Genomic DNA, 12,661 nt, shown 5'->3' on the forward strand with positions numbered 1-12,661 from the left:
AAAAAATAAGTACATTGGCACACTATTGAGTTCTCAGACATCATCACCACACAACAGCTACATGCTCTAAAGCATGGAACTCGTTGCGAGTAAAAAGTTGTTTTTTGTCAGGGCCTGTTTTCCTATCGCCGCTTCAGCCAGAAACAACTTCTTGTCTCTGTGGGGCGCTGTCGGTCGCGCTGACTCGTATTAAGTTACACACCACTTTAAAGTTTCACAAACACGCAGGTCAGAACCGCTTTTAGCCACCTTTATTTCATGCCAAACCAGCCCGCAAGGCCTTTCTCCCACAGGCTGCTTATGCGGCGTGCATATATCGGCAGGGTTACGGCCCATACGGCGTAGATGCCAAGGCTGATAAACATTCCCATCACGGCCGAGAAATAGCCTTGGATGAAAAGCCATACCAACGCTGCGATGCCGAGAAGGTACGCCACAAAGACTCCAAGGGTTCTCTTCTCTAGGAACTCGAGGTACGTAAGGCCCGGGACGGTGACGCCCGCGATGGCGGTCATGGCGGCGGCCACCTCGATCGTGGTTCCCCCGAGGGATAAGGCTAAGCCCACGGCGGCGCAACCAAAGATGAAGATGAGCCCAGTCGCTGCGGTCATAGTCGCCCAGCGGCGGCGCGTGCCGCCGAGCGTGACGTAATCCCTGAGCGTATCGCGCAACATGCCCATGGTTCCGCCGAGGAAAGAGAAGAAGAGGAACCAAGCAATGAAAGCAATAAAATCCATCGGTTCCCACCGCGTGGTCATTAGCGAAAGCACAACGTTGATGGCCAAGAATACGACGGCCATGAACCATCTGCGGACCTGGCGGCGGTATACAGCCTGCGCGTCGAGCGTCGGCGGGAAACGCCCAAGCTTGGATGCAATTCCCAAAGGGGTCGTCGAATAGCCTGTCCTGTCTGGGGTAGGTTTCCTCCACAGCGCCCATGCCAGAGCCACCGCATAAACCGGCAACGCCCACCAGCCCTGCCGTGCACCCGTTCCTGCCATGGCCACAACAGCAAAAACCGTGAGCATAATTCGGCGGTGTTCATTCCAAATCTGTGAGCTCAGGCCTAGTACTTGGTACTTATCAAAACTGGGTTGATACGTGAGGATGGGCAAAACTGGTAGGAGAAACGTGAAAGATCCCCACTTATCGCCAGCTAGTGCCGGATAAAGCGAGATGATGAGTAGGACGGTGACCCAGGCCCAATCCGTTGTGTGCCATAGAAGTTTCATGACTGCTCCTCCAATGCTCGGACAGCCTTTTCAAGTGACACCTCTGCTACCCGGAGGTGATGCTCGTTGGCATAGCGGAAGACGGGATCGGGCGAGGTAGTGCGGGCATCGACAAGCACCTGGTCTCCCAGGCTGGTTGAAGCGCGCTCCAATACCGGCAGGTCCAGTGCGGAAATTGCCTCGGAGATCGCCTCTTCGGGCCCGCTGACTTCCAGGAAGGAATCAACAAATTCATCCACTGGACCGCTGATGGGGTGCTCCCCCATGAGGGAAATAGTGTCCAGCAAGCCCTCTATCTCGTTGAGGTGATGGGTGGATACCACGATGGTGCGACCGTGCTCTTCCCGGAGGACCCGGTAAAAGAGTTCGCGCCGCGGCAGGTCGAGGCCCAGATAAGGCTCGTCCAAAAGCATTATTTCGCAGCCAGAGGCAACGGCGAAAACAAATCCCAACGCCGATTTCTGTCCACGCGAGAGCGCAGAATACGCCTTATTGGGGATGTCAAAGCGCGCGATGAGGTCGTCGTAGCGCTCCGCATTCCAGTTGGGCCACCGCGCCTGACCAATGGCGCCGAGCTTCTTGCTACCCCACGAATCTGGCAGCGGATTGTCGATGCCCATGAGGATTACCCGGTTGAGCACGGATTGGTTATCAAAGGGCTGGCGGTCAAAGACCGTGATGCGGCCGGATTGAATTTGGCCGGCGATTTTTCGAAATAAGGTCGTCTTGCCAATTCCGTTGCGGCCGACCAAGCCATGGGTAAGACCTGCGGAAAAAGTGAAATCGCGGGTAGTAATCATGAGTACATTCCTCTGCTTTCTGCAACCCGATCGAAAAGGTCATGGAGCTGGGCGCGGTTGTAGCCCAGACGAACTGCTTCATCGACAAGCGGGGCCATATATTCCGCTGCGAAGTCGCCCCGCCTGCGCTCACGAATGGCACCCGAGGCACCCTCGGCCACAAACATGCCGATGCCCCGCCGCTTTTCCAGCACCCCTAGGTCCACCAAGAGGGTGATCCCCTTTCGCGCGGTTGCGGGGTTGATGTTGTGGAAATCCGCCAACTCATTGGTGGAAGGTGCCTTATCGCCCTCCGCCAGAGTGCCGTCCACAATGGTGTCTTCCACCAAAGACGCAATCTGCCGAAAGAGCGGTTGCGTGGAGTTATCCATCATCACCTTCGGCTCGTTAGTTACTTAGTTAGTTGTGTAACTAACCATATAACACACTTGCCGATGCCGCAATGGTCACCGAAAACTTTTCATTTGCGGCCAATATGCTGGGAATTGGCGAATTGTGATCGACGTTTCGGGGTGAATAAGGCACACTGGAGGTAACAAAGAATTTTATTTAGAACAATTAGAACGGAACTTAGGAGCCATGCTTGAACGCACACTTGTCTTTGTCGACACCTCATACCTGCTGGCGAGCTTTTATAACTCTTGGGAAACGGGGGCTCGCGCGCAGCTAGAAATTGATCTGCCTGAGGTGGTCAGCACCATGGGCGGGATGATCGAGGAGCAATTAGGCAACCCGATTCAGCGCCAATACTGGTACGACGGAATCCCGGATACCGGTCCGCACCGCTACCAACGCGCCCTTCGCACCTGCGAGGGCGTGCAATTGCGCACGGGCCAACTCATCGAATGGGGTGAGCGACGCACCCAAAAGGGCGTGGACACCCGGCTCGTGGCCGATATGGTCATGGCCGCCGTGAAGAACCAGTTCACCGACTTTGTGCTGGTCAGCGGCGACGCGGACATGATTCCCGGCGCGCAGACCGCCGTAGACAATGGCATCCGCGTACACCTGTACGGGTTTGGCTGGGATTCCATGTCCGCAGCGCTGCGCCATACGTGTGATTCCACCACCATTTTGGATCCCCGCGAGGACTTCGCGGATTCCATGGAGCTGCAGGTCCTCGAGGGACCCCTTCCCCCAGTGGTGCGCGATGCAACGCAGAAGGCAGAGGGAGCAGAAGAGGAGCTTCCAGGCGCCGAGCACTGCGACGAGTGCGAGGAGCCCTCCGAGGTGGAAACCGCATTCGGCACCCCAGAAAAGCCCACGCCGGCACCTACCCCAAAGCCTGCGCCACCTCAAAGCGCACAGCAGGCCGCAACGCCAGCCCCGGAAGATCAGGAAAAGCCCTCTGCAGAAGCGGAGAAGGGCCCTACCGAAGAGGCCGAGGCTACCGATCAGGCAACGCCAAAGCCTGCGCCGAAACCGTCAATGATGGCACCGCGGCGCAAGCTGCGCTCGAAGTACGTCCCGCTGCCAGAAGAGGTCTGGAGCTCTGCCGGGTTCCAGTCCCCATTCGATGTGGGCCAGCAGTACGCATCGTGGTGGTTTGATAATGCCGCCAACTCAGAGCAGCGCGACCAAGCCCACTTACTGTCTGGCGGCGGATTACCACCGGAAATCGACCGCCCGCTGCTGCAGTTCGCCTGCGAAACCCTGCATGAATACACGCTGACGGAGACCCAGCGCGTGAACTTGCGCGATGGGTTCCACTCAGGGATTCGCGGCGTGCTAATTAATATCCGCCGCGAGAATTAATCGCCGGATTCGATTTCCTTCTTCTTGGCCATATCGGCGCGCAGCGCATCTAGCCGCGCGCTGGCCTTCATGTCGTTGCCGGCCGCTTGAATCTCGCTCATGCGGTCGCCACCGGTTGCCTGCTGCAACTCTTGTGCGCCAAGGGCATCGGCATAGCGCTTTTCAATCTTGGAGCGGACGGAATCCAGGCTCGGCACGGAATCATCGGGCTTGAGCTCGTTCATGGAATCGAGTGCTTCCGCGTTCTTTTCCTGCATTGCAGCCTGATCCGCCTGCGCTTCCAGCTGGTTCACCTGCGCCAGCTGCTCCTTAAGGCGGGCCTCGGATTGTTTTTGCTGGTTCTTGGCTTGTTCAGCCGCCTGCTCCGCAGCCGCGTACTGCTGCTTGACGTCTTCTAATTCCTGCTCCACCGCGACGAGCTGGGAGGCCACTACCTCAGCAGCTTGGTTGTACTCATTCGCCTTCTGTGGGTCCTCAGCGGAATCCGCGAGCTCCAGGGCGCGCTCGGTCTGGGATTGGTAATCCTGCTGGGACTTCACTAGGCGGTTCATCTGCATTTCCAACTGAGACTTGTGCCCGATAATCTCTGCCGCATGATCCGAGATTTCCTGGTGCTGTTCCTTGGCGGCCTTGACCGCCTGCTGGATTTGGACCTTTGGATCGGCGTTCTCATCAATCTTTTGATCGAGAGAACTCATCACGTACTTCCAGCCCTTGCTGAAGGGGTTAGCCATCACTATCTCCTTTGGTCATAAAAAAGACGCTTTCTAGCGAGTTTAGCGATACTCACCAGAAAGCGCCGTGGAAGCTCTGAAAATTCAGATTCTATGCCTGCTGTGCGTTCTGCTCTTCAACCTGGCGGCGAACGTCTGCCATATCAAGGTCCTTAACCTGCTTGAGCAGATCCTCCAACGCTGCGGGCGGCAGTGCGCCGGCCTCGCGGAATACGAGGATCCCATCACGGAAGATCATCAGGGTAGGAATGGACTGAATCTGCAGCGCGGAAGCAAGGCCCTGGTTTGCCTCGGTGTCCAGCTTGGCAAAGGTAGCATCGGTGTGCTCCTCGGAAGCCTTCTCGTAGACAGGGGCAAAGCGCTTACATGGGCCGCACCAGTCCGCCCAGGCATCGACAAGCGTAATGCCTTCGCCGGTTACGGTCTGTTCAAAGTTCTCTTCAGTGACGTCGATAGTAGCCATACTCGTTGTAACTCCTTTACGTTGTGGTTTATTCCCCACCGTACCTAAATTTCTTCCTTGCCAGATACCCCTAGGGGGTATAACATAGAAGCATAAGCAATCGAGAAAGGATGATTATCATGGCAACGAAGAACTACACCGTAGAAGGAATGAGCTGCGGACACTGCGAAATGTCCATCCGCGAAGAGGTAGGCGAAATCGCCGGTGTTGAGGAAGTTTCTGCGGACCACACCACTGGCGCCGTGTCTGTCTCCGGTAGCGATTTCACCGATGAACAAGTAGCAGCTGCCGTAGCCGAAGCCGGATACACCCTTAAGTAGGCGAATACTATGTCACACGTTGATCTCGGGGTCTCGGGCATGACCTGCACGTCCTGCTCTTCCCGGGTAGAACGCAAGCTCAACAAGGTAGACGGCGTGGAGGCGAGCGTTAACTTTGCCACCGAATCCGCCTCTATTGAGTTCGATCCAGAAACGTCCACGGCCGCGGATCTGATCAAAGTCGTGGAAGGTGCAGGATACAGCGCCTTCGATATGTCTGGCAGTGATGACGCCGACCAGGGCGGGGACGCAGACGCAGAAGGCACGCCGGTTGATGATGCCCGCGCTGCAGAACAGCAGAGCCTGCTGCGGCGCACCATCATCTCCGCGGTATTGTCTGCGCCCATCATGTTCGTCTCCATGGTGCCTGCCCTGCAGTTCCAGAACTGGCAGTGGGCCTGCGCCATGCTGGCCACCATCGTCTTCATCTTTGGTGGCGCCCCCTTCCACTCCGCGACGTGGACCAACCTGAAGCACGGCTCGTTCACCATGGATACCTTGATTTCCATGGGTACCTCGGCCGCCTACCTATGGTCCCTGTACGCACTCTTCTTTGGCAACGCCGGCGAGCCCGGTATGACCATGAGCATGTCGTGGTCCTCCAGCTCCGCCGAGATGGACCATATCTACTTTGAATCTGTGGGAATGGTCATTACCTTCCTGCTCCTCGGCCGCTGGTTCGAGGTCAAGGCCAAGGGGCAGTCTTCTGAGGCGCTGCACACCCTTTTATCCATGGGCGCGAAGGAAGCCTCCGTGCTGCGCGATGGCAAGGAATCGCGCATCCCCATCTCTCAATTGCAGGTGGGCGATGTCTTCGTCGTGCGGCCAGGCGAAAAGATTGCCACCGACGGTGAGGTCGTCTCCGGCAATTCTGCCGTGGATGCCTCCATGATCACCGGTGAATCCGTCCCGGAAGAAGTGGGCGTGGGCGATACCGTTACCGGCGCCACCATTAACGCTTCCGGCAAGTTGGAGGTCAAGGCCACCCAGGTGGGCGAGGACACGGTCCTTTCCCAAATGGCCACCTTGGTTACCAACGCACAGGCATCCAAGGCGCCCGTGCAGCGCCTAGTGGACCGCATCGCGCAGGTCTTCGTCCCGGTGGTGATCGGAATTTCCGTCCTCACTCTGCTGGTACACCTCATTTTTGGCGGCGTGGCGCCGGCGTTTATCGCCGCTGTCTCCGTGCTGATCATCGCCTGCCCTTGCGCGCTGGGCCTTGCTACCCCGACCGCCATCTTGGTCGGCACCGGCCGCGGTGCCCAGCTGGGCCTGCTCATTAAGGGCCCGGAGATCCTTGAATCCACCAAGCAGGTCGATACCATCGTGATGGATAAGACCGGCACGGTTACCGCCGGGGAAATGTCCGTTACGGCCGTGCATGGCGATGTCCTCGAGTACGCCGCCGCCGTCGAACGGAACTCCGAGCACCCCATCGCCCAAGCCATTGCCCGTGAGCGCGACGTTGAGCCCGGTACCGATTTTTCCACCAGCACCGCTGGCGTGGAAGCAACGGTGGATGGGGTGCGCGTGGGCGTCGGCAAGCCGCGTGGAGACCTAGGCCAGTACGCTGAGGCCTTCCGCGAGGCAGAGGCCGCGGGTGCTACCCCGGTGGCGGTGTACCTCGACGATGAGCTCGCTGGGCTCATTGAGGTTCGCGACACCGTCAAGCCCACCTCCGCTGAGGCTGTAGAGCAGATGAAGCAGCTGGGCCTAACCCCGCACCTGCTGACCGGCGATAACGAGGGCGCGGCCAAGCGCGTGGCAGAGGAAGTTGGCATCACCGAGGTCACGGCCGGCGTGGTTCCGGAGGAAAAGGTCGACGTCATCAAGAAGCTGCAGTCCGAGGGGCACAATGTGGCCATGGTTGGTGACGGCGTCAACGATGCCGCGGCTCTTGCCCAAGCTGACCTTGGCTTGGCGATGGGCGCCGGTACCGACGTTGCCATCGAGGCCTCCGATATCACCCTGATGAATGGGGACCTGCGGTCCGCAGCCGATGCCATTCGCCTATCCCGCCGCACGCTGCAGATCATTAAGGGCAACCTGTTCTGGGCCTTTGCCTACAATATTATTCTCATCCCCGTGGCGGCCTTTGGCCTGCTCAACCCGCTATTTGCCGGCCTTGCAATGGCATTTAGCTCCGTATTCGTCGTCTCCAATTCCCTGCGTCTCCGGAAATTTTCTAGCCAGCGCTATGATTAGCGCATGCTCAGCCGCAATGAACGATTAGACCGGCTCCCGGTCACCAGCAAACACAAGCGCCTACTCCTGGGCTCTGGCCTAGGGTGGGCGCTCGATGCTATGGATGTGGGGCTCATTTCCTTCATCATGGCCGCCTTGGCCGTGCATTGGGATTTGAGCAGCACCCAAACCTCCTGGCTCGCCTCCGCTGGCTTCCTCGGCATGGCACTGGGCGCCGCATTTGGCGGGCTCCTTGCGGATAAATACGGCCGCCGCCACGTCTTCTCCCTCACCCTCATGGTCTATGGCCTGGCCACCGGTGCCTCCGCCCTGGCCAGCGGGCTGGCCATACTTATTGTCTTCCGCTTCATCGTCGGGCTCGGCTTGGGCGCGGAGCTGCCGGTTGCCTCCACGCTCATCTCCGAATTCTCGCCGCGCCGCATCCGCGGGCGCATGGTGGTCCTCCTTGAGGCCTTCTGGGCGCTCGGCTGGATCCTCGCCGCGCTCATCGGCACCTTCATCGTTGGTGCCGGCGAGAACGGCTGGCGTTGGGGCTTTGCCGTGGGGCTCATCCCCGCCGCCTATTCGATCTACGTGCGCCTGGGCTTACCGGAATCGGTGCGCTTCCTCGAATCCAAGGGCCGCCACGACGAGGCCGAAGAGATCGTGGTGTCCTTCGAGGAGGCCGCCGCGGGCCAGCCGCTTGACGATGCCCACCCGGAACCCACCGCCTCCACCGAGACCTCCATTTGGGGGCCGAGCCTGCGCCGCCGCACGGCGGCGCTGTGGACCATTTGGTTTTGCGTCAATTTCTCCTATTACGGCGCCTTCATCTGGATCCCGTCCCTGCTGGTTGCCGATGGCTTCTCGCTCGTAAAATCCTTCAGCTTCACCCTCATCATTACCCTGGCACAGCTGCCGGGCTATGCCACCGCCGCCTGGCTCATTGAGGTCTGGGGCCGGCGGATTACCCTCGCCGTATTCTTGGTCGGCTCCGCCGTATCCGCCGGGCTCTATGGAACCGCAAGCTCCGAGGTATTCATCATCATCGCCGGGTGCCTGTTGTCCTTCTTCAACCTCGGTGCCTGGGGTGCCCTGTATGCCATTGGTCCCGAGCTCTACCCCACCGCGCTGCGCGGGCGCGGGACGGGCGCCGCGGCGGGTTTTGGCCGCATCGCCTCCATCGTGGCACCGCTTATTGTGCCGCCATTGATCGCGGCGACCGGCGCTGGATTCCTTTTCGTGCTCTTTGCGGCCGCATTCGCCAACGCCGCCGTTGCGGCATTTACTTTGCCTGAGCTGAAAGGCGAGGCCCTTGCTCGATAAATTAGCCCTTAGCGCCTGGATCGGCGTCATGGTGGCACTGACCACCCTGAAGGCCTTCTTCCAGATCGGTTACCTGTGGAAGCCCGAAAATCAACGCGTCCGCGAGCTCCATTTAGTTCCCCTCGATGAATTCTCTGGCAATAGTTGGTTCGCCCCGCTTTTTGAGTACGCCGGTAATACCGCCTTCTTCATCCCCTTCGGACTCCTAGTATTTACGCTATGCCGTTCCGTGAAAGTATCCACGGCCTGGGGTTTCGCGCTGAGTTTAACCCTGGAGACGGCCCAATATACCTTCGCGCTAGGCCGCACGGATATCGACGATCTGCTGTTTAATACCCTCGGCGCGCTCATCGGTGCAGCGATCGCCTACTGGTGCGGCCAACGCTTCTTCCCGGTTTGGCGGTGGCTCTCTCTGGCCGCTGCGGCGGTCTTTATCGTGCTGGTAATTCTGGGTCCCCGATTAGGAGACCCCGCCGCCGTCGTGGACCTTTAAACCTCTTATCCGTGCGCCATGTTGACGAACTTGGAGTAGTGCAACTGGTGGGCCACCTGCACCGTATCAATGGGCCCGCCGCGGTGCTTAGCCAAGATAATATCCGCTTCACCGGCGCGCTCGTTATCGCGGTCCTGCGAGTCTGGGCGGTACAGCAGCATCACCATATCGGCGTCCTGCTCCAAGGAACCGGACTCACGCAGGTCAGCCAATTGCGGCTTCTTATCGTTTCGGGCTTCAGGTCCACGGTTCAGCTGCGAAATCGCAATCACCGGCACCTCAAGCTCCTTGGCCAAGAGCTTGAGCTGACGCGAGAACTCCGAGACCTCTTGCTGGCGTGACTCCACCTTTTTGCCCGAGGACATCAGCTGCAGATAGTCCAAAACAATGAGGTCGAGGCCATGCTGCTGCTTGAGCCGACGTGCCTTGGAGCGAATCTCCATCATCGTCAGGTTCGGAGAATCATCAATGAATAGCGGCGCATCTTGGATGCGGTTAAGCGTGTCATCGATCTTCGCCCAGTCTTCCGTGGACACCCCACCACTGCGCATATCGGTAAGCTTGACCTCGGATTCCGCAGAGAGCAGGCGCATGACGATCTCTGAGGCGGACATTTCCAAGGAAAAGATGACGGAGGACTTGCCGTGCTGCAGCGAGCACGATCGAATGAAGTCCATCGCCAGCGTGGACTTACCCACACCGGGTCGCGCCGCCACGATGATCATCTGGCCTGCGTGCAAACCGTTGGTGAGCTTATCCAGATCAATAAATCCTGTCGGCACACCCAATTCAACGCCGCCGGCCTGCTGCAGCGCCGCCAACTCATCAATGGACGGGTCAATCAGATCCCCCAGCACGCGGTAGTCCTCGGCGGTTTTGCGCTGGGCGATGGCAAAGACTTCCTGCTGGGCCCGGTCGATCACCGATTCGATCTCGGCATCCTCCGTGCCCGAAAAGCCCAGTTGGACCACGCGCGTACCGGCATCCACGAGCCGGCGCAGGACGGCCTTTTCCGCCACGATTTCCGCATAATAGCGGGCGTTGGCAGCGGTAGGAACCGTAGCCAAAAGCGTGTGCAAATAGGGCGCTCCACCAACGCGCTCAAGGTTATTGAACCTATCCAACCGAGAGGAAAGGATAAGCGGGTCAATGTCTCGGCCCGCCGCGTAAAGGTCCAGCATTGCGCCATAAATTAAGGCATGGGCCGGATAATAGAAGTCATCGGGTTCGAGCTCTTCAATAACCTCCATGACCGTATTGGGGCTAAGCAGCATAGCGCCCAATACGCCCTGCTCTGCTTCCCGGTCCGACGGCGGTTGGCGATACTCCTCGTAGCGCTGCGGTTGGTCCTGTTGATACCGCGGCCGGCGCGCTACCGCATTATCCGGCGCCGGTGGTTCCGGCGGAAGCTGTTCATCATCAAAGCTCGCGTTGGTCATATGTCCCCTTTGTGTCCGTGAAGCGACCTTGCGTAACGCTGTCCAAGTGTAGACGAGCCCCCGGACACTACCTGCCTGGGCATAACTCCGGCACTTATCCACAGGGACTTGTGGAATTACCAGGTAGGCCGATCGCTGCATTTCTTTTACCGAGGTCACGACTGTGGATAACTCGTCACCTTCCTGACCTGCAAAGATAATAACGGCTGGTCAGAGGGGTTATTTACAAGTGTGAAAATTCCCACAACGTGACCGAAAATGAGGCATGACCAGCGCTTAAGTCCGGCAAAAATCTTAGTACCCGCGAACCCTGAATTCCACATTCATCCACAGATTTTCACAGTTATCCACAGGCCAGTTGGGTAGGCAAAAGGCCCCAGGAATTCTCCACCTCACATAGAGAATTCGTGGGGCCTTAAGCCGTGCTGTTGTCTTTGGGTCTGTGGACCGTCGAGCGCTGCTTAAGCAGCGACGACCGAGAAGTTCACCTTGCCGAGCACGTCAGCGTGCAGCTTCAGCTCGACCTGGTAGTTGCCGGTCTTCTTGACCAGGCCCTTGGGCATATCAACGATACGCTTATCCAAGTTAGGGCCACCGGCCTTGGAGACGGCCTTGACAATGTCTTCCGCGGTAACGGAACCGAAGAGCTTGCCGGAAGTGGAGGTCTTAACCTTGACCTCAACGTTCGTCAGCTGCTCAAGCTGGTTGCGGACCTCGCGTGCGTGGTCCAGGTCGCGAATTTCGCGAGCTTCCTGGGCGCGCTTGATGCCCTCAATCTGCTTCTCAGCGCCGCGGGAAGCCACGATGGCCAAGCCGCGGGGAAGCAGGTAGTTACGTCCGTAGCCGTCCTTAACCTCAACAATTTCGCCAGCGGCGCCGAGGTTCTCAACGGCAGCGGTGAGGATCAGCTTCATGATCCCTGCCTTTCAATTGAGTTAGTTGAATAGTTGCGGGTGACAGACTTAGAACGGGGGTTCAGAATCAGCGCCTCCGAAGCCGCCAGCTGGCGGTGCGGAGTTCCACGGATCCTCTGCAGGAGCCTGGTTCTGCTGCTGCGACTGCTGTTGTTGCTGGCCTCCAAAGCCGCCCTGATTATTGTTATTCGAGCGCTGCTGCTGGCCCCCGCCATAGTTGCCGCCGCCCTCACGGGGATTGCGGTTTACCTGTGCGGTGGCGTAGCGCAGCGACGGACCGACCTCATCGACGTCGATCTCAAATACAGTGCGGTTTTCACCCTCGCGGGTCTGGAAGGAACGCTGCTTCAAGCGGCCGGTAACGATGATGCGCATGCCCTTGCTCAGGGTCTCGGCGACATTCTCCGCCGCCTGGCGCCATACGTTGCAGGTCAGGAACATAGCTTCGCCGTCTTCCCACTGGTTCGTCTGCGAATTGTAGCGACGAGGCGTGGAGGCGACGCGGAAGTTAGCTACCGCCGCACCCGCTGGGGTGAAGCGAAGCTCGGGGTCAGCAACTATGTTGCCCACCACCGTAATGTTGGTATCTCCCTGTGCCATGTCTTTACTCCTTATCGGTTACGTGGATTGTGTCTGATCCCAGTATCCGCTACTTGCTGTCGGTGCGCAGAACCTTGGTACGCAGGATGGTGTCGTTCAGGTTCAGGCGGCGGTCGAGCTCGGAAACCGAAGGGTGCTCGCACTCCAGGTTAACGACGGCGTAAATGCCCTCTTCCTTCTTCTCGATGGGGTATGCAAGGCGACGCTTGCCCCATACATCGAGGTTCTCAACCTTGCCGCCGTCCTTGCGGACGATGTCGAGGTACTTATCTAGGGACGGGGTTACGGTGCGCTCATCCTGATTAGGATCCAGAATGATCATGACTTCGTAGTGACGCACGGACCTCATCACCTCCTATGGTCTAGTCGTTTTCGGCTGCATCACCTTTGCGGATGCAGCA

At 58.6% G+C, this 12,661-nt stretch carries 14 protein-coding genes; 5 read left to right on the top strand and 9 right to left on the bottom strand.

Going from position 1 to position 12,661, the window contains the following annotated elements; translation table 11 throughout:
- Window positions 1-251: 251 nt before the first annotated feature.
- The 3 genes from HMPREF1257_RS06115 to HMPREF1257_RS06125 are packed head-to-tail and all read right to left on the bottom strand — an operon-like array spanning window position 252 to window position 2,403.
- Window positions 252-1,232: a hypothetical protein gene (locus HMPREF1257_RS06115; protein WP_023024463.1), complete on the bottom strand. Its 981-nt coding sequence runs from the start codon at window positions 1,230-1,232 to the stop codon at window positions 252-254.
- Window positions 1,229-2,032 (bottom strand): ATP-binding cassette domain-containing protein, encoded by an 804-nt coding sequence (locus tag HMPREF1257_RS06120; protein ID WP_023024465.1) that lies wholly within the window; start codon window positions 2,030-2,032, stop codon window positions 1,229-1,231. The genes HMPREF1257_RS06115 and HMPREF1257_RS06120 overlap by 4 nt, the downstream gene beginning before the upstream one ends.
- Window positions 2,029-2,403, bottom strand: coding sequence for a GntR family transcriptional regulator (locus HMPREF1257_RS06125; RefSeq protein WP_034653268.1), 375 nt, complete (start codon window positions 2,401-2,403; stop codon window positions 2,029-2,031). The genes HMPREF1257_RS06120 and HMPREF1257_RS06125 overlap by 4 nt, the downstream gene beginning before the upstream one ends.
- Before the next feature lie 208 nt (window positions 2,404-2,611).
- On the opposite strand from HMPREF1257_RS06125, the gene HMPREF1257_RS06130 reads away from it, so the two are divergent.
- The gene (locus tag HMPREF1257_RS06130) at window positions 2,612-3,787 is read left to right on the top strand and encodes an NYN domain-containing protein (RefSeq protein ID WP_023024468.1); all 1,176 of its coding nucleotides are present in this window, start codon (window positions 2,612-2,614) and stop codon (window positions 3,785-3,787) included.
- Here the strand turns inward: HMPREF1257_RS06130 and HMPREF1257_RS06135 are convergent.
- Both HMPREF1257_RS06135 and trxA read right to left on the bottom strand, forming a co-directional pair.
- Complete coding sequence (locus HMPREF1257_RS06135) at window positions 3,784-4,521, bottom strand: PspA/IM30 family protein (RefSeq protein WP_023024470.1); 738 nt, start codon at window positions 4,519-4,521, stop codon at window positions 3,784-3,786. The genes HMPREF1257_RS06130 and HMPREF1257_RS06135 overlap by 4 nt on opposite strands.
- Window positions 4,522-4,612: 91 nt before the next feature.
- The gene (trxA, locus tag HMPREF1257_RS06140; protein WP_023024472.1) at window positions 4,613-4,984 is read right to left on the bottom strand and encodes a thioredoxin; all 372 of its coding nucleotides are present in this window, start codon (window positions 4,982-4,984) and stop codon (window positions 4,613-4,615) included.
- Window positions 4,985-5,103: 119 nt separating this feature from the next.
- Between trxA and HMPREF1257_RS06145 the strand changes: the two genes are divergently transcribed.
- From HMPREF1257_RS06145 to HMPREF1257_RS06160, 4 genes are read left to right on the top strand one after another with little or no spacing between them, the layout of a single operon-like run.
- Window positions 5,104-5,304: a heavy-metal-associated domain-containing protein gene (locus HMPREF1257_RS06145; protein ID WP_023024475.1), complete on the top strand. Its 201-nt coding sequence runs from the start codon at window positions 5,104-5,106 to the stop codon at window positions 5,302-5,304.
- A gap of 9 nt (window positions 5,305-5,313) precedes the next feature.
- Window positions 5,314-7,509, top strand: coding sequence for a cation-translocating P-type ATPase (locus HMPREF1257_RS06150; RefSeq protein WP_023024477.1), 2,196 nt, complete (start codon window positions 5,314-5,316; stop codon window positions 7,507-7,509).
- 3 nt (window positions 7,510-7,512) lie between these two features.
- Window positions 7,513-8,814, top strand: a complete 1,302-nt coding sequence (locus HMPREF1257_RS06155) for an MFS transporter (protein ID WP_023024479.1) — start codon at window positions 7,513-7,515, stop codon at window positions 8,812-8,814.
- A 28-nt stretch (window positions 8,815-8,842) separates the two neighbouring features.
- Window positions 8,843-9,307, top strand: coding sequence for a VanZ family protein (locus tag HMPREF1257_RS06160; RefSeq protein WP_023024481.1), 465 nt, complete (start codon window positions 8,843-8,845; stop codon window positions 9,305-9,307).
- 5 nt (window positions 9,308-9,312) lie between these two features.
- Here the strand turns inward: HMPREF1257_RS06160 and dnaB are convergent, their stop codons facing one another.
- From dnaB to rpsF, 4 genes are all read right to left on the bottom strand, one after another.
- A complete protein-coding gene (gene dnaB / locus HMPREF1257_RS06165) occupies window positions 9,313-10,746 on the bottom strand; it encodes a replicative DNA helicase (protein ID WP_023031208.1) in 1,434 nt (477 codons plus the stop codon).
- A 461-nt stretch (window positions 10,747-11,207) separates the two neighbouring features.
- Window positions 11,208-11,660: a 50S ribosomal protein L9 gene (rplI, locus tag HMPREF1257_RS06170; protein WP_023024485.1), complete on the bottom strand. Its 453-nt coding sequence runs from the start codon at window positions 11,658-11,660 to the stop codon at window positions 11,208-11,210.
- 48 nt (window positions 11,661-11,708) lie between these two features.
- The gene (locus HMPREF1257_RS06175) at window positions 11,709-12,260 is read right to left on the bottom strand and encodes a single-stranded DNA-binding protein (RefSeq protein WP_005275799.1); all 552 of its coding nucleotides are present in this window, start codon (window positions 12,258-12,260) and stop codon (window positions 11,709-11,711) included.
- Between the two features lie 49 nt (window positions 12,261-12,309).
- The gene (gene rpsF, locus HMPREF1257_RS06180) at window positions 12,310-12,600 is read right to left on the bottom strand and encodes a 30S ribosomal protein S6 (protein WP_023016353.1); all 291 of its coding nucleotides are present in this window, start codon (window positions 12,598-12,600) and stop codon (window positions 12,310-12,312) included.
- Between the last annotated feature and the right edge of the window lie 61 nt (window positions 12,601-12,661).

The sequence above is a fragment of the Corynebacterium sp. KPL1814 genome (assembly GCF_000478175.1).
Taxonomy (GTDB): domain Bacteria; phylum Actinomycetota; class Actinomycetes; order Mycobacteriales; family Mycobacteriaceae; genus Corynebacterium.